The sequence below is a fragment of the Vibrio sp. KUL80 genome (genome assembly GCF_059725495.1).
This window is the reverse complement of the sequence record NZ_AP045841.1, coordinates 2,010,213-2,027,818: the sequence shown is the minus strand read 5'-3', so window position 1 is coordinate 2,027,818 and position 17,606 is coordinate 2,010,213. Positions and strand designations below refer to the sequence as shown.

General features: G+C 45.8%; 14 protein-coding genes. 5 read left to right on the top strand and 9 right to left on the bottom strand.

Annotation, left to right across the window (positions count from 1 at the left end; all coding sequences use genetic code 11):
• Positions 1-62: 62 nt before the first annotated feature.
• On the bottom strand, positions 63-1,751 hold the full coding sequence (locus AC6I8U_RS09360) for an NAD-dependent malic enzyme (RefSeq protein ID WP_498016661.1): 1,689 nt from the start codon (positions 1,749-1,751) through the stop codon (positions 63-65).
• Between the two features lie 208 nt (positions 1,752-1,959).
• Between AC6I8U_RS09360 and AC6I8U_RS09355 the strand changes: the two genes are divergently transcribed.
• The 3 genes from AC6I8U_RS09355 (at position 1,960) to AC6I8U_RS09345 (ending at position 6,424) form a co-directional block, all read left to right on the top strand.
• The gene (locus tag AC6I8U_RS09355) at positions 1,960-4,308 is read left to right on the top strand and encodes a helicase-related protein (protein WP_498016660.1); all 2,349 of its coding nucleotides are present in this window, start codon (positions 1,960-1,962) and stop codon (positions 4,306-4,308) included.
• A gap of 203 nt (positions 4,309-4,511) precedes the next feature.
• Positions 4,512-4,898 carry a transporter gene (locus AC6I8U_RS09350; protein WP_498016659.1) on the top strand — a complete coding sequence of 129 codons (387 nt, stop codon included), beginning with the start codon at positions 4,512-4,514 and terminating at the stop codon, positions 4,896-4,898.
• 200 nt (positions 4,899-5,098) lie between these two features.
• On the top strand, positions 5,099-6,424 hold the full coding sequence (locus tag AC6I8U_RS09345; RefSeq protein ID WP_498016658.1) for an IS4 family transposase: 1,326 nt from the start codon (positions 5,099-5,101) through the stop codon (positions 6,422-6,424).
• Between the two features lie 61 nt (positions 6,425-6,485).
• Here AC6I8U_RS09345 and AC6I8U_RS09340 read toward each other — a convergent pair whose 3' ends face one another.
• The 6 genes from AC6I8U_RS09340 to AC6I8U_RS09315 form a co-directional block, all read right to left on the bottom strand.
• The gene (locus tag AC6I8U_RS09340) at positions 6,486-7,592 is read right to left on the bottom strand and encodes a phosphoribosylaminoimidazolesuccinocarboxamide synthase (RefSeq protein WP_498016657.1); all 1,107 of its coding nucleotides are present in this window, start codon (positions 7,590-7,592) and stop codon (positions 6,486-6,488) included.
• 259 nt (positions 7,593-7,851) lie between these two features.
• Entirely contained in the window at positions 7,852-8,253 is a 402-nt protein-coding gene (locus tag AC6I8U_RS09335) for a hypothetical protein (RefSeq protein WP_052412951.1), read from the bottom strand.
• A 302-nt stretch (positions 8,254-8,555) separates the two neighbouring features.
• A complete protein-coding gene (locus AC6I8U_RS09330) occupies positions 8,556-8,744 on the bottom strand; it encodes a hypothetical protein (protein WP_234493877.1) in 189 nt (62 codons plus the stop codon).
• A 140-nt stretch (positions 8,745-8,884) separates the two neighbouring features.
• Positions 8,885-9,910: a J domain-containing protein gene (locus AC6I8U_RS09325; protein WP_498016656.1), complete on the bottom strand. Its 1,026-nt coding sequence runs from the start codon at positions 9,908-9,910 to the stop codon at positions 8,885-8,887.
• A 35-nt stretch (positions 9,911-9,945) separates the two neighbouring features.
• Positions 9,946-10,629 carry a DUF2786 domain-containing protein gene (locus AC6I8U_RS09320; protein ID WP_042475466.1) on the bottom strand — a complete coding sequence of 228 codons (684 nt, stop codon included), beginning with the start codon at positions 10,627-10,629 and terminating at the stop codon, positions 9,946-9,948.
• A gap of 142 nt (positions 10,630-10,771) precedes the next feature.
• A complete protein-coding gene (locus AC6I8U_RS09315; protein ID WP_394152118.1) occupies positions 10,772-11,452 on the bottom strand; it encodes a DUF3334 family protein in 681 nt (226 codons plus the stop codon).
• A gap of 306 nt (positions 11,453-11,758) precedes the next feature.
• Between AC6I8U_RS09315 and ydiJ the strand changes: the two genes are divergently transcribed.
• Positions 11,759-14,800, top strand: coding sequence for a D-2-hydroxyglutarate dehydrogenase YdiJ (gene ydiJ / locus AC6I8U_RS09310; RefSeq protein WP_498016655.1), 3,042 nt, complete (start codon positions 11,759-11,761; stop codon positions 14,798-14,800).
• 53 nt (positions 14,801-14,853) lie between these two features.
• Positions 14,854-15,318, top strand: coding sequence for a methyltransferase family protein (locus AC6I8U_RS09305; RefSeq protein WP_498016654.1), 465 nt, complete (start codon positions 14,854-14,856; stop codon positions 15,316-15,318).
• A gap of 45 nt (positions 15,319-15,363) precedes the next feature.
• Here the strand turns inward: AC6I8U_RS09305 and AC6I8U_RS09300 are convergent, their stop codons facing one another.
• Both AC6I8U_RS09300 and AC6I8U_RS09295 read right to left on the bottom strand, forming a co-directional pair.
• Positions 15,364-16,089 carry a DUF3581 domain-containing protein gene (locus AC6I8U_RS09300; RefSeq protein WP_498016653.1) on the bottom strand — a complete coding sequence of 242 codons (726 nt, stop codon included), beginning with the start codon at positions 16,087-16,089 and terminating at the stop codon, positions 15,364-15,366.
• A gap of 224 nt (positions 16,090-16,313) precedes the next feature.
• Positions 16,314-17,519 carry an MFS transporter gene (locus AC6I8U_RS09295; RefSeq protein ID WP_498016652.1) on the bottom strand — a complete coding sequence of 402 codons (1,206 nt, stop codon included), beginning with the start codon at positions 17,517-17,519 and terminating at the stop codon, positions 16,314-16,316.
• Positions 17,520-17,606: the final 87 nt, after the last annotated feature.

Here is a 17,606-nt window from a genome sequence, read left to right as displayed (position 1 = left end):
CGGCTCATTAAACAAAAAAAAGGCTCTTGATAACAAGAGCCTTCATGTGACATTGATTCAGGTTAGAACGCTGAACGCTTATATTTACGATAAACTGGCTGCCAGAAGTTTTCTTCGATGGCTTTGCGTAGTGTTTCATCTGAACACTCTTTCGCCACGCCTTGTTCAATGGCTTTTTTAGCGACAGCGAAAGCGATGCGCTTAGAGACCAGATGAATCTCTTCTAGAGGCGGAAGTAGCTGACCAGTGCCTTTTTGTGCCAGTGGAGAGCACTCAGCCAGTGCACGACTAGATTCCATTAGCATTTCGTCGGTTACGCGAGATGCTTGAGCAGCAAGGACACCTAAGCCAATTCCAGGGAAAATGTAGCTGTTGTTGCACTGTGCGATTGGGTAGGTTTTACCTTCGACGACAACAGGGTCAAATGGACTACCTGTTGCCACGAGTGCTTGGCCGTTAGTCCAACGAAGGATGTCGTTCGGCGTCGCTTCAACACGGCTTGTTGGGTTCGACAGTGGGAACACAATCGGACGCTCACAATGCTGATGCATCTCCTGAATGATCTCTTTGCTAAATAGGCCAGGTGCACCTGATACACCGATAAGCACAGTTGGCTTAGCATTTTTGATTACGTCATGAAGCGAGAAACCAGAGTTCTCTGATTCCCAGTTTTGCGTGTGCTCATGTTTTTGTACCAGACGCTGCTGGAAGTCCAACAGGTTTGGCATGCCTTCTTGTAATAGACCCCAGCGGTCAACCATGAAGACCTGTGAGCGAGCTTGCTCGTCACTAATGCCTTCAGACACCATTTGCGCCACAATTGCTTCAGCAATACCGCAACCAGCAGAGCCTGCACCAAGGAACGTTACACGTTGCTCTGACAGTTTACTGCCAGCCGCTTTACAAGCTGCTAATAGCGAACCAACAGTGACAGCAGCGGTACCTTGGATGTCATCGTTGAAGCAGCAGATTCGATCTTTGTAGCGCTCAAGAAGTGGCATTGCATTTTTCTGAGCAAAGTCTTCGAATTGAACCAGTGCATCTGGCCAGCGACGCTGTACAGCTTGGATGAAGTCTTCAACGAACGCGCGATACTCATCACCCGTGATACGAGGATGACGCCAGCCCATGTACATTGGGTCTGCTAAGCGTTGCGGGTTGTTCGTACCCACATCAAGAACGATTGGCAGTGTATAAGCTGGGCTGATACCACCACATGCGGTGTACAGTGCCAACTTACCAATTGGAATCCCCATACCACCGATACCTTGGTCACCAAGACCGAGGATACGTTCACCGTCGGTTACAACAATGACTTTAACATTGTGGTTACGTGCGTTGTTGAGTAGGTCATCGATGCGATCACGATTTGGATAAGAGATGAACAGGCCACGACCACGACGATAAATGTTCGAGAAGTTCTCACATGCTGCACCTACAGTTGGGGTGTAAATGATTGGCATCATTTCCGAGATGTGATTCTGAACTAAACGGTAGAAAAGGGTTTCGTTCGTGTCTTGGATATTGCGCAGATAGATGTGCTTATCCATGTCATTTTCAAAGCTAGTGTACTGCTTGTAAGCACGGTCTACTTGCTCTTGAATGGTCTCTGTCGTTTCTGGAAGAAGACCTTCTAGGTTAAAAGACATTCTCTCTTCTGAAGTGAAAGCACTGCCTTTATTGAGTAATGGAGTACTAAGAAGCGCAGGACCTGCGTAAGGGATGTAAAGCGGTCGTTTGTTGTTGTTCATTAGGTTACCTGATATGGGAACAGTCATTCGGGAAATAGGAACAATTAGCGCGCTAATTTAACACAAATTAAGAGATTAAGCGAAGTGCAAATGTTAACTAATTGTAGAAAATATCACGTAAAAATCCTATCGCTGACTGAGGTTGTACTGCACCTTGCGGCAGCAACAGGTATACTCTCGACATCCGACCGAGATTTCAGAAAGTACAATGACCTTACCTATTGATTCTATTGAACAAGATGTGAAGCAAACGCTGGCACATTCCCACCTTATTGTTGAAGCAGAGACAGGGTCGGGCAAGTCTACAAGACTTCCGCTTTGGGCAATGGAGCTGGGTAAAGTCCTCGTCGTTGAGCCGCGTCGAATCGCTTGCACCTCACTTGCCGAATTTTTAGCTGAGTCTCTAGGAGAGAAAGTCGGAGAAAAAATAGGGTACGCCATCAAGCTAGAAAACCGTTTTACCGCGGAATCTCAGGTAGTATTCGTAACGCCTGGGGTGGCACTACGTTGGTACGCGGAGAACGAGTTAGCTGAATATTCGGTTGTTATCGTGGATGAGTTTCATGAGCGTCGCTGGGATACCGATCTGTTGGTGGCATTACTCAAACAGAAGCAGTCACACCGAACCATTATTACCTCTGCGACAATCGAGGGGGAGAAGTTAGCACGTTACTTCAATGCCGAGCGGCTGGTGGCAAGTGGTCGTGTTTATGACGTGGATATTCAACATCGACGCGATGACAGTCGACAGTTGCCTGACAGCAGTCATCTAGAAACGCGAATTAAGCAAGAAGTGATAGAGCAACTTGGTGAAACATCGGGTGATATCTTGGTGTTTCTACCTGGCAGAAAAGAGATACAACAAGTTAGAACTGCGTTGGCTCCTCTCTGTGATACTGACGACATCCTTGTAGCGCCGCTGCATGCCTCAGTGACGGATTATGAGCGGAGCTTAGCCATGACCACACAAGACAAGCGCAAAGTGGTACTGGCTACTAATGTTGCTGAGACGTCGCTGACCATTCCCAATATCGGGCTAGTGATAGATTCAGGGTTAGAGCGTCGTAATGTCCAGCGAAATGGTCAAACGACGCTCATGCTCACTCACATTTCAAAAGTGAGCGCGTCGCAGCGGTCGGGCCGCGCAGGACGCGTGATGAATGGTATTTGTGTACGTTTGTATGGAGAGCATGCAGCATTAGAGTCGGTAACGCCACCGGAGTTGCAACGCGAGTCTATCGTGGAGCCAATGCTGGCTTCCGCGGTTTGTGGGCACGAGTTAGAGACTCTGAGTTTTATCGATACTATACCGGACAAATCGTTAGCCTCGGCAAAAATGCAGCTCAAAGAGCTAGGGGCGATTGATGATAATGGCATTACCGAGCATGGGCGAAATCTTGCTCCACTGCCAATTGATGCTATCTATGCCGACCTTGTCACTAAGATGCCAACTAAGGCGCTGAAAGAGGTCATGATTGATCTGACCGCAGCAATCTGCACCACGGGCAAGTTGTATCAACTGACATCTAACGAAGAAGCACTTGAACGCTTGGATATCGAAGAGCCGTTTGGATGCGATGCGCAAATCATGGTTGGTTTACTGCGTGGCGAGAGCTTCTCTGGCGTCAGCGCAGATCAAGATGCTCTGCGCGAAGCGCAAGGTTTGTCTGAGCAAATGCGATCGGTATTTGAGCTGCCGAGTCTAGAAGTCGCATCGCGATACGATCGAAGTGAATGGATCAAGCAGATGATCAATGCCAATCCAACGTTGTTGTTTGTGCGTCGAGAGAGACGACGCGAGGCGCTTGGTAATGGGTTGATTGAGGTCTTGTTGGGTCGCTCTAGTCGACTCAAGAGTAATGCAGAATCTGCGTTGGTGTTATCAACGCACTCCCTACCAGGGCGCGGTGTGAAACAGACGATGACCTTGGGAACCTTGCTAGTTCCGGTTGAACTCTCCTTGCTACGTGAGCTTTCGATAGGTGAGTGGGTTGCTGGAGAGACCGTTGAGACGGAAGCAGGCCTCATTACCACTGAAACCCTAGTTTATGCAGGAAGAACAATTGCTAAACGAGAAAGTGAACCTCAGGGAGAAGCCGCACTTGCGGTTATTGCTGATGCGATAATGAGTGGACAACTATTCCCTGGGTTAGCACAAGAATTATCGACAAAAATGGCGCATTGGAAACTGTATCTTGAACTAGGGTTGGGGCAAGGGCAGAGCTATGAGACTGGAGAGCTGTCTCTCTGGTTACAAAGTAGACTTGACAAACTTGGCGTTGAAAGCTTCGACGATCTTGAACTTATCGATGCGAATGACTTTGAGTTTGAAGGCATTCCTGAATGGAAGTATGCCGACTTCGCCGCTAAGTATCCGCTTGTTATTCAATTGAGTGGTTTGACACTGACGGTTGAGTACTTCGGTAAAGGTAAACTAGTTGAAGTCAGTCATCATTCGGGATCAAGAAAAGATGACCCTAAACGCAAAGAGCTGCCTGCTTGGTCGGGATGGCGAGTGAAGTACCGAAAAGCAAGCAGAGTGCTAGACTTGAGGTAGTGTCCGTTAGCGAGGTGTCAAGGCAGGTTACACAACAATTTGCCTATTGCTGAGCGAATGTTCAGAAGATGTTGCGTATTGGGTTTTTATATCACTTTTCACATCGCAAAAGGGCTATAAAAGACCGTTTTTATATATCCTATTGCTATATAAGCAAGCTTGAATGATAGTAATCAAGTAGCATTCTGCAATCGGGAGTGAAGATGTGTGATGATAAAAAATCGCCAGTGGAGTTTGATTACACCAGTTTTCTCGGCGAATCGTGCAGTAAAAAATGGACTTTCCTAGAGGCGTTAGCTTCTGTGGCTCCAGTGTTCGGTGAGGCTTGGAAAGAGACCACCAAACAAGATAGTGACCCAGACAGCCGCTTATGGGAGATGGCGCTTCAGTCTTTATCAACCAGTCGTAGTGATGAATCCAACCTAGTGTCGTTAATTCGACTTGCTCGAGATGAGCATATTGATTGCCTACAAGTGATAATGCCTTATTCACTCGATGCCGATCAAATAGAGACGATACAAGCCAAAGGGAATGCGAGTATTACTGCGGTGCCCGATGAAGATCTACTGATCGCAGTGATCCATGCTTAGCATTAGCTTCGTCGATGCTAAATTGAGACTTAGTTAGCCATGTAAATACCCCAATATGCGCGTAGTTAACAATGTTCGAACCAATGAAAAGGGGGAGCGCTATGCTCTAATGCCGATCAGTTAAACATTAATCGGCAGATCAATTGAATGATCCCTCCAGTGTGTAAAAATCCGATAGACCCTGTTTATCGGATTTTTTTATGCACGTTTCTCAAGCCCTCGATATCATAAATAACTACAAACCGAATCAAGTCGAAACTCTCGCAGACCTCCTACCGATTGAGCTAATCAAAGATGCCTATGAGCTGACAGACACAGTCACTCTTAGAAAGCGAAAACTGACTTTGGAATCGATGGCATGGCTTTTGGTCGGAATGGCTATTTATAACCACAAATCTATGGCTGATATCGCCAATATGCTTGATATTGTCGACCGTTCAGGTAAACCGTTTGTTGCCCCGAGTGCATTGACACAGCGTAGAAAAAATCTCGGTGAATCCGCGGCTAAAGCCCTATTTAAGTGTACGCAAAGGCATTGGTTTGAGCATGCAAGACTACCCAACTGGAACGGACTCACACTGCTTGGTGTTGATGGGGTTTTGTGGCGAACAGAAGATACTAATGATAACGCCGAGGCTTTTGCAAAGCCTACCAATCGTGATGGTAAAGAAACACAGTACCCTCAGCTACGTATGGTGTGCCAGATGGAACTAAGCAGTCATCTAATAACAGGCAGCGCTTTCGGCTGTTATACCGTGAATGAAATGACGCTGGCCGAGCAACTAATAGAAACGACTCCCGATAACAGTCTAACCCTTTTCGATAAAGGCTTTTACTCTCTTGGGTTACTTCAAGAGTGGAGCGCTAAAGGTGTAAATCGACATTGGCTCATCCCAATGAAAAAGGGATTAAATTACGAAGTCGTTCAGTCCCTTGGTCGACAAGATAAACTCATTAAACTGAAGAGTAATCCGCAAGCTCGCAAGAAATGGCCAACGCTAGAACGAGAAGTTGTTGTCCGTCTAATCACGAAGGTCAAGAATGGCAAGTCATATGATGTTCTTACCTCAATGACCGACCCGATGCTTTACCCAAAGTCAGACATAGTTGGTCTTTATGGATACCGCTGGGAAATTGAGCTCGGATACAGAGAACAAAAACAATATATGCTTGGCAACCGACTTACACTAAGAAGTCGACTTCCAGAATTAGTGAAGCAGGAGCTATGGGGGATCTTGCTAACGTATAACTTGGTCAGGTATCAAATGGTTCAAATGTGTCACACGTTGAATGGAGATTACCTGCCATACCAACTAAGCTTCAACGGTGCATTAGCCCATATTATGCGCTTACTAGTAGGCCTTCCATATTCGTCACCAGGAGCAATACCTAGGCAACTCCAGAACTTTTACTCAATAAGCGAGAGTTTAATATTAGAGCCAAGACGGGAAAGATCCTTCCCTAGAGTAGTGAAGAAAAAACCATGCCGATACCCTAGAAAAAACAATGCCGCTCACCTTAAGTGAACGGCATTAGAGCGCTATGCTCCCCCTTTTTGGTGCTGAATTTCTTTACAGTGAGGCGGTACTAGTCTGCAATTAAGTCGTATTCGGCACGCAAGATATCGATGATCTCTTGTTTTGGATTTTCGCTTAGCTTGATCTCACGACCCGTAATCTTTTCTGCGATACCAGTATAAGTACGTGATACATCCATTAGTGCTTCTAGCGGCAATGCATTGTCTTTCGCAAGTGCTTCGCGCTCTGGCATGCGCTCTTTATTTAGAAGGATATCAGGATCTGGGAAGTGGTTTAGCAGGAACTGACGGAAGCCTTCCTTTGAGTTTTCAACGATGCTTCCTGTTTCGTAGGCTTTCGTATCCCAGATACGTGATGAGTCAGGTGTGCCCACTTCATCCATATAGATTAGCTTTTCTTTGCCCTTTGAATCCGTTACGTAGCCGAATTCAAACTTGGTATCAACAAACGTTTGGTCAATCGCTTCAAGTGCATTACTGATAACGCCAAAGCCTTCTTTAAGCAACTTCTCATAGCCATCAATGTCAGCTGCATTGCTAAAGTTGAATGATTCGAAGTTGTCGACAATGTTCTGGCGAGTGATGTTGACATCATCTGCTTCAGGAACGCCTGGAATACCGCGCAAGATACCTTTTGTGGACGGTGTAATAAGAATATCTTCCAGCTTCGAGTCTTTCTCTAGACCCTCTGGTAGCGTAATACCGCAAAACTCTCGCTCGCCTTTCTCATAGGCACGCCACATTGAGCCAGTGATGTATTGACGACAAATAGCTTCAATCATGACTGGTTTAGCTTTTTGAACGATCCAAACAAATGGGTGAGGGATGTCCAGGATATGGCTATCCGCTAAACCGTTATCTTTGAAAAGTTGGAACCAGTGATTTGAAATCGCATTAAGCGCTGCGCCTTTACCAGGAACACCTCGAAGATCCCCTTCGCCGTGCCAAATGCAATCAAAAGCTGAAATTCGGTCACTGATAACCATAATCGCAAGTGGTGCGTCTTCTGCTACGTCGTAGCCTTTCTCTTTGATAAGTCGGCGGCTATCTTCTTCAGTCAGCCAATATACAGAACGCACTTTACCACTATGAACTGGTTTGTTAGTGCGAATTGGGAGATCGTCGTTTACGGCAAGAACTTGATCAGCAAGACTCATGGAGACATTCCTATCTAATGTAAGGTCGCGACAACAGCGACAACAAGTGGAAGAGTGGTAACACTCATTATTGCCACGCATCATACCAGAACTGGTTGATCCTGCCAGAGAAAAAGCAAACGTTTGCGCAATTTGTTTATGTTATAGAGTCAATTGTTTAAAAAGACGGCTTTAGGTTGGTGTAAAGGGGGATTGTGTGAGCGGTAATGTACGTACGTCTCGAGGCAGATTCACTGCCTCGAGTCTGAAAAGAGGCGTATTAATGCAGGTAACGTTCGCCAGATAAAAAGACAACTTCACATTGCTGGCTTAATGCGAGTGCATTCAAAGTCGCTTGCTCTTGGGTACTGAACTGACCGTTGGCGATAATGGCGCATGCGTTTCCAGAGCGGATTGCTTTTTCGACAACTTGATATTGCGTCAAACTAGCAGAAGGTTTCATTTGAACCATATGTTTACCCAACTTATGAAAATGAAGTGCTTGTCCTGCAGAAGGGCGAGGGCATTCCGCTGTCATCAAAATCCACTGTGGTCTAGACGTTAGCTTCGATAACTTTTCAAGAACCTCATCCTGAATGCCTTGTGACGCGATGTTGCTACCGAATGCGTTGTAAGTACGTGAAACATTGTATTGAGAGCGAATTTGATTGTTGAGTAACATAACCCTGTTCCTTTATACATGCTGTATGGTTATACAGTAGTTTTTTGCAGGGGAAAGATCAAGCATTTTTTGTTCATTAAAAACTCAGTTAAATTTAAGTGTCTGAATTTTAATGAATTTAAATTTTAGGTTATCGTGAGTTTTTAGCGTGAGATGATGTAACAACAGTAGTTTGGAGTAAAAGTACTGTATAACCACTGTATAGTGCGTCTGTTGGCAAGCAATGAAATGAGCGGGGTGTAGGGAGTTTGAGGGGCTAGAGACTAAAACGCCTCTGTTAACAGAGGCGCATGGCATTTCATTTATGGTTGAGCGGTCATTTTGTTGCGAAGCTCGATTTCTGCGAGATTAAACTGCCTGACATCCATAACGGCAAAACTTAAACATTGCTCGCAAGAGTGATGGCACTTGCCGTCAATATACTCATGTTTAGTGACATAACTTGGTGTGTGGCACCAGTCACAGATACCTTCTTTAGTGAATACGTACATTATTACTCCCCACCCTTATCTGTCTGGGTGTTATTTTCGCGGAGTATTATGACACAAAACCAATAGGAATGTTAAATATATGTTTCATAAAAAGCGGCATTGTGCAGATTTGGTTATAAAACCGCCAGTTTAAATAGCGATTATCGACTCTTTAGATGGTTGGTAAGCGTGTTCAGTGCAAGGTTAAGCTGCTTCATCTCTTCTTCACTACCTTGGGCATCTGGGTGATAGATACGGCTCAACTGTTTGTAGCGCGCCTTGATCTGTCTTGCAGTAGGTGGTTCATTTATGTTGAGCCCGAAGCGAAGGTAGGCATCCCTTACTGTTGAATGTGGGCTTTGGGAGCTTGAGTTTTGGGAATCAGTCGAGCGACTGCGCAGTTGTTCGGTTGCCGATTTAAGTTGTTTTTGCAATGTTTTGATGATCTGTTGTTGTTTAGCGAGGTTTTGTTTTAGCTGTCCGAGGTTCAATTCATGATCATTGGACGCACGCATTGTTTGTCTTTGTAGATAAACTCCAATAGCTATGATTGCTCCGATCAAGACAAGGTAGCTCGCGTGGATTAACCAACGCCAATCTGAAGAGATCGCCTCCGACGAGGGTATGTGAGTAAACGTTTGAGGTGTGTTTGCTTGCTCTTGCTGTTTCAGTGCCTCTATCTGTCGCAACTGCTGAGCATTGAACTGCGCTTGAAGCGCGGCGTCATAAGCTTCTTGATAGCTAGGCGAAGCATCTTTCGCAAGGGAGTACCACAAAACCGCTTGGTCTTCGTTAGGAATGTCTACCGCAGCTTGTTGATAGAGTTTCGCGACTTTTCCGAGTGCAGAAACGTCACCTTGAACCGCGAGCTTAGTATAGAGTAGCGCGGCTTTTGATGGATTGGCTTGAACACCTCGACCAAACTCTAGCGCTTGAGCGTAGTTAAAAGTCGCGGCGGGATGTTCATTCTCACTGGCTTGTTGATACCAGTGTGCTGCTTTTGTCAGGTCGCGTTTAACACCTTCACCTGTTTCGTAGGCCAGACCTAGTTGATATTGGGCATCGGCATTGTTAAGTAAGGCTTGTTTTTCGAGCGCCTCCGTAGACGCTAGGGCGGAGTATGGAAGGCAGAATAATACGAGAAAAAGCAGCATGCTACGTTGGTGAGTCGCCAAGCTTTTAAGCATCTATTCTGCACTCCATTGGCAAGTTAGATAGGTGTTTATTTCAGTAGTTTTGGAGCCTGCGCACCGTCAATAGGGCGGTTAACTGACACCTTTCGACCTTTTTTGAGACCGACTTCATAGTCCGCTGTGATGTTCTTCATCGCTTCTTTTAATTGCTGTTTGAAGGTTTCACGGTCGATGTTTTTAAACTCTTTATCTATGTAGTTATTGATCTTGTTTGCTGACTCGTCATCTGGTGTGATGACTGGCAGCTTTTCAAGCGCTCCCTCAATCCAACCAGAGACAAAAGAGTTCACACGGCGTGTTACTTCGGTTGTAGACGTGCCAGAGCCGGCAAAACTATTTCTAAACTGACCTGTCTGCTCGTTCATTTCGCGGTAAATGATGTCAAACGCAAAGGCCGCAAAGATAGCGCGATCCGCCTCGCCGATAAACTCGACGCGTTTTAGCCCTTTGTGATTTAGTAGGACAGCTTCAACACCAAACTTGGTGTTGATACCACGAATAACACGCAGCAAGGTTGAGCTGATGTTGGTCGGAAGCAGGTGAGTGGATTGCGTCTTACCCATCTTGATGAACTCGATATCATCTTTATCGAGACCATATTTCAACATAAGCCTGTGCGCCATTTTGATGGCGTTTGCGGCTTCATTGACGTTCGCTGAGTTGCCTAGCTCTAGACATTTAGCGATCTTTTTGAGGGCTTTTTGTTTATCCATCGACAACCTGAAGTTTCTCAACCGTGGAAGAAAAAGGGGGGATATTTTAGCGACTTTTATGCAAAAGTGGAAGGGTGTTACAATAGGTGTGTATGGCTATGAAACTTCACACAGCCATACAGAAATTCAAAGAAGGTGCGTTTTACAGCCCGAGTTGATCGAGGAGATCTTGGTTGTCGTCGACTGCTTCTGCTTTGGGTTTGGCTTTCTCAGATTGAGCCGTTCGAGCTTTCTCAATTATAGCGTCCGGACACTCGTCTGGCTGAATTTCAAACTCTTCCATTTGAATAAATTCCGTCTTATCCATCGCAAACTCAAGATAGAAGATATTGTTGTTTTCTGTCGAGAAGGTAACGCGTCTCGCTTGTGGGCGCTCCAAGTTAGTGTCTACAGAGAGCACCACTTGCTTGTTGATAGACAGCATCTTTGGTTGGTTTTGAGTAATGTTGGTTTGCAGCTCTTTACGCACTTTATTCGTGAAATCACCGACCAGTTGGTTCATCAACTCACCGAGCACATCGCCCACTTCGTCAGAGTTGTGGTGAATGGCCAGCTCCTCTTCAGGCATGCCCATGTTGCGCATGTAGTTGGTATAAAGCTCTAGGGCGGCTTTGGAAGTAAAGTTAATCACCACCAATCCCGAAAATCCGCCATCAAATAAAACAAAGCAACCGTAGTCCGGCTTAAGTGTGGTTTTTGTTATCTTCTGAACCATGGCCGAATAGGTAACGCTAGATTCTGTTGCAGATGTCAGGACAGTGGAAACCGATTGGCAAAGTTTTAATAGAATATCTTCTGTAGTGATTACTTTTGTTTTCTTCATTGCGGACCGCTTGATCTTATGGTGTCTTCCTTAGTCTTAGGAGTGTGTCACGAAGCTCTGGTGTTGAAAAGGTATAAAACATAGGTAATGACTGTGAGTTTCCGATTTGATCACATTTTTAATTGTTGTAAAGTGACGGGATAAGTAAAATCGATGTGCTTTCAGCGACGTATATAATCAAGTGAACTCAAGGTGCGGGATTTTCAGCAATTGAGTATGCAATTCTAAGACGTCTGCGACGCAGGGCAATTCTCACAATTTACTCCTTTGCCGAGTGGATCGGCAGACTTAAGGGGCAGGAAGCTAATGTTACCAAGATTACACTCACAATCTGATATACATCCCACAGTGCTGGTCTTTTTACAGCAACTTGAAGCCAATGGCTTCACCGGTGATATCGAAACTCAATATTCAAGCCGATTAGCAGTCGCGACCGATAACAGTGTCTACCAAAAACTGCCACAAGCCGTTGTCCATCCGAAAACAACGCACGATGTTCAGTTGATTGGTCAGCTTGCGAACCAAGATAAGTTCAGCAACGTCACATTTTCCCCTCGTGGAGGAGGTACAGGTACTAACGGTCAATCGTTAACATCTGGTGTGGTCATCGACTTGTCACGCCATATGAACAAAGTGCTTGAAATCAACGAAGATGAAGGTTGGGTGAGAGTGCAAACTGGTATCGTTAAAGATGCCCTAAACGATGCTGTGCGCCCGTTTGGTTATTTCTTTTCGCCAGATCTATCAACCAGTAATCGCGCAACCTTAGGTGGAATGGTAAATACCGATGCATCCGGACAAGGCTCGCTTAAATACGGTAAAACCTCAGATCACGTTTTGTCACTTCAAGCGGTTTTTGCCGATGGCTCACTGCTTGAAAGTAGTGAATCTGTTGATGTGTTGAATGAAGGCACGTTTGCCAAGCAGGCCGTTGAAATTGCAAGACAGGTCTGTGCTTCGAAGCAAGCACTTATTAACGAAAAGTTTCCACCATTAAACCGCTTTCTAACCGGCTACGATCTAAAAAATGCCTACCAAGCGGACGACGATTCGTTCGACTTCACGCGCATTCTATGTGGCGCTGAGGGCTCTTTAGCATTCATTACTGAGGCTAAACTCAACCTTACTCCAATTCCAAAAGCTCGAACGCTTATCAATGTGAAATACAACAGCTTCGACTCTGCGCTGCGTAATGCCCCGTTTATGGTCGAAGCGAACGCGCTATCTGTGGAAACGGTTGACTCACGCGTGTTAAATTTTGCGAAGCAAGACATCGTTTGGCATACCGTTAGTGACCTGATCAGTGATGTCCCAGGCAAAGAGATGCTTGGTCTTAACATGGTGGAATACGCTGGACAAGATGAAGAAGAAGTAGCGCAAGCGGTTAAAGCCTTGACTGACAGCCTTGATGAAAAGCTTAAAACAGAACAAGACGGAATCATCGGCTATCAGGTGACCAATGATGTTGGCAGTATCGGTCGTATCTACAACATGCGCAAGAAAGCGGTAGGCTTGCTAGGCGCAGTGAAAGGTAGTGCGAAGCCAATTGCCTTTGCAGAAGATACCTGTGTTCCACCAGAAAACCTTGCTGATTTTATCGCTGAGTTCCGCACATTGCTTGATGGTCACAAACTCAATTACGGCATGTTTGGGCACGTTGACGCAGGTGTACTGCATGTGCGTCCGGCACTGGACATGTGCGATCCTGAACAAGAATCTTTGATGCACCAAATCTCAGACGAGGTGGTGGCATTAGTCGCTAAGTATGGCGGCTTAATGTGGGGCGAACACGGTAAAGGTTTCCGCTCTGAATATGGACCAGAGTTTTTCGGTGAAGAGTTGTTTGGTGAGCTTCGTCGTATCAAGTCCGCATGTGATCCTCTCAATAAGATGAACCCAGGTAAGATCTGTACACCGCTTGAGAGTGAAGATGAGCTCGTGAAGGTGTCGGATGTGAAGCGCGGTACTTATGACCGTCAAATCCCGGTTCAAATTCGTGATAGCTTTTCGCAAGCGATGGAATGTAATGGTAACGGTCTGTGCTTTAACTATGACACCGCATCGCCTATGTGCCCGTCGATGAAAGTGACCGCTGATCGTCGACACTCACCGAAAGGACGTGCAGGCTTAGTCCGAGAGTGGCTAAGACAGTTATCTGAGCAAGGCTTTGACGTTCTGGATTTAGAAAATGAGACCAAGCAAAGCTCTAGCGCCAAAGGTCTGATAGAAAAGTGGTGTAACACCTTCAATAAGCGTCATGAGTATGACTTCTCACACGAGGTCTACGAAGCGATGAATGGCTGCCTAGCGTGTAAAGCGTGTGCGAGCCAATGTCCTATCAAAGTCGATGTCCCAAGCTTTAGAGCGCGTTTCCTCAACCTGTATTACACGCGTTATCAGCGCCCGGCGAAAGACTATTTGGTTGCCAATATAGAGACTATGTTGCCGTACATGGCAAAGGTGCCAAAAGTGGTCAACTTTGCTCTCAAGCAAAACCTAGTACAAAGCTTAACAGCAAAAACGGTCGGTTATGTGGATGCGCCGTTATTGTCGGTTCCGACACTGAAATCTCGTATTAAAAAGCAGCCAATTTCTGAGTTTAACTTGGAACAGCTACAAGCGATTCCGCAAGGGCGACGTCAAGACTATGTGTGTATTGTTCAAGACCCGTTTACCAGCTTTTATGATGCGCAGGTGGTGGAAGATTTCGCTAAATTGATTCTCAAGCTTGGTAAAAAGCCTGTGATGTTGCCGTTTAAGCCGAACGGTAAGGCTACACACATCAAGGGTTTCTTGGCGAAGTTTGCCAAATCAGCGAAGAGCACCGCAGAGTTCTTAGAGCAAGTTGCGGCTTTGGGCATGCCTCTTGTTGGCGTCGATCCTGCGTTGGTTCTTTGTTATCGCGATGAATATGACGAAATCCTCGGTTCAGAACGTGGCGATTTCGATGTACTAACCGTGCACGAGTGGATGACTCCACTTCTCGCCGAATCTGAGCCAAAAGCCATAGCTGATGCAGAAGAATGGTATCTGTTTGCGCACTGTACAGAGAAAACTAAGATGCCAAACGCAGAGAAAGAGTGGGGTGCCATATTCAGTCACTTTGGCGGCCGTTTGACGACAGTACCCGTTGGCTGCTGCGGCATGGCGGGTACCTTTGGTCACGAGTCGGACAAGCTACAGATGTCAAAAGATATCTACGGCTTGAGCTGGGCACCGAAATTAGACCAACTGCCAAAAGAGCGCTGCTTAGTGACAGGTTATTCATGCCGAAGCCAGGTAAAACGATTTGAACAAACCGCTACCAAGCACCCGTTGCAAGCGGTACTGCAATTACTGAGTCAGTAACATCAAAGAGCGCCCACTGGGCGCTTTTTTTGATCTTGATAAAGGAGTTAATAGTGAAAGCGCTAGAGCTTAAGGTTCCACCTGTCTTGGTTTTTCTTATTTTAGCTGCTGCCATGTACCTACTTGCTGAGTTCGATAATGGTTGGCTCTACATGCATATCCCATTAAAAAGCATTTGGGTGTTGGGGCTGTTTTCACTAAGCGGTTATGTGGGTATTTCGGGAGTTCTTGAATTTAAACGAGCCAAGACAACCGTTGATCCTACCAAGCCAGATAAAGCGAGTTGTATCGTAGATAGCGGGATCTTCTCTAAAACTCGAAATCCTATGTATGTGGCGCTGTTTACATTGCTGCTTAGTTGGGGATTTTGGCTTGAAGATGGACTGGCAATCGCACTGGCTTGTCTGTTTGTACCGTATATGAATCGTTTCCAGATACGCCCTGAGGAGCGAGCGCTAGAAGCTATGTTTGGAGAAGACTACCGTACCTATAAGGTTAAGGTGCGACGCTGGATTTAATTGATATTCAAAGTAAAAGCCCCGTCAGATGACGGGGCTTTTAAATTATGCTGCGTTATTGAGTAGCTCTAGAAACTGAGTTTTACGCTCATTGAAGCGCGCGACAAGATCGTCTACCGCGTCATTGTCATAAGGCTTTAGACCACTTGCTACCATACGCTTAATGCCTTTACCAACAACCGCACCGTCTTCTTTGAATGCGAAGTTAAGAGTAACGACGCCACGTTTACCATCAACGTCAAATGTCGCGCCTGTAAACTCAACTTCAGGGTGGGATAGGTCGAGACGATCGAACTCTACTTCCATGCTCTCGTAAATCACTAGAGGACGTTGGCAGTTGATCATCATTTGTTGCTCCTGCATCAGAGGAACCATGATGTGAGGGAAGTTCATGCCAGAAAACTGAACGTAGTTTGTTACTACATGTTCGATGAAATCTTGGTTTTGGCTTACTTCGCCTGTGTGAGTCATTTGAAGGTATTCTTTGCCAGACGCATCGACAACCGCACTCTCATGCTCGCCTTTCTCAACAACATTAAGCGCAACACCGTCACCCACCATGCCAGAGAAGTCAAAACGCATTTTTTGGCTGATGCCTTCTTTTTGAAGTAGCACTGCGAAAAGCAGATCGCCAGGCACGCAGAAGCGCTTGTTGTCTTCGTCATGGATTGGGTTGAAGTCGCCCGCGACTTTTTTAGCAAAATGGCTTGCTTGTTGGCGAGTGAATTCAAACTGTTCGTTGTTACTTGATACGTATGGCGCTAAAAACATAATACTCTTAGATTTAACTCAATTGTTCGGGATTATATATTAGGAAAAGAGTTGAATGGTCCATCCAGTAAGAAAAATGACATAACTGACGGGAATTTAATAGATTGATTGGAGAGACGTATCATATAAGACAACAAATGCTGCTTTTTTCTTCACGAATGCAAGACGATAAAGCAGCGGTCTCATAAAACCGCGGTGATGCTCCATCGTCTAATCTCGTAATGTTAGGCAGAAGCAACGTTGGTTATTTTTGGTCTAGACACCATGACCAAACCCGCAACACAAGTGAGTGCAATCAAGATACCAACAAGCGATAAGGTAAATACAGACGCATAGCCAAACTTGTCGATGGATAGTCCAGCCAACATAGCGCCAACACCGAAACCTCCCGCCATACACAGCATCAAAAGACCTTGAGTAAGCGCTGGTGAATTTGGGCTTAATCGCCCAGCTATCGCTGGAATGATCATGTCGTTCCAAGACATCGCCTGCATTAGAACAACCAATAAAGCGATCGGTAATACTGCGCCAACATCGTGACCTGATGTCACCCAGAATAGAGAACCTACGACAAGGTAGGCAGCCTGTGCTGCGTACCAGACCTTGAATGGACCGCTTTTCTGCATCCAGCGACCAGCGGATTCAAGCATGAATATGCTGATAACGGCTGAGATAGCCATGCCTAGTGCCGAGTTACCAATTTCAACTTTATATACTTCCTTGATAAGAAGGGGGCCTAGCTCCATAAGGTTGGATGACAGGAACATAGAGAAGAAAACCGCAAGCAGAAACAAAAACCACGGTAGGGCTTTCTTTGCTGATGTTGACTTGTGCTCCAACTCGCTACTCGCGTGCTCTGTACCTGAAGCAACCTCTACTTTAGGTGGAGGGGTAATTGTAACCATGGTTAGTACAACTAGCACGAGACCCATAAGGATCAGCAATTGGTTATCCGTGCTGACAGACAGATAGTCAGCTAGGGCGACCAATAGCCCAGTCACGACAATCCCGAAAAATTGGCATTGATACAGATTGGCGAGTCCGCGTCCTTCCTCTTGCTGATTTTTGCTTGATGCAATGACGAAGGTTGGATTGAGTACCAGTAGAGCAACACTGCCAATACCGATTAGGGCACCGACTGTCCAGTAAATAGTGGTTGAGGTTTCAGCAAAATAGAGAATAAGCAGGGCGATAAAGTGAGTAAAAAGAGCCATGCGCTGCATCATTCGGTGACAAGAGTACTTATCCGCGATACCGCCAATAAGAGGGGCGAGTAAACCTGCGCCTCCAATGAGCGCCATTACTTGCCCAAGCAGTGCGCCACTTGCGGTTCTTTCAATTATGATTGGGTTGATAAGGATGGCGATCCCAACCCATTGTACGATACCAAGTGAAGCTTGGGCGAAATGCCATAAACGAACACCGTTCATATCTGCGACCTTTTTACTAATAATTTACTCATGAATTTTCAAGTATCCGCCCAAAGATACAAGTAACATACTCCGCGTTACCCTCTC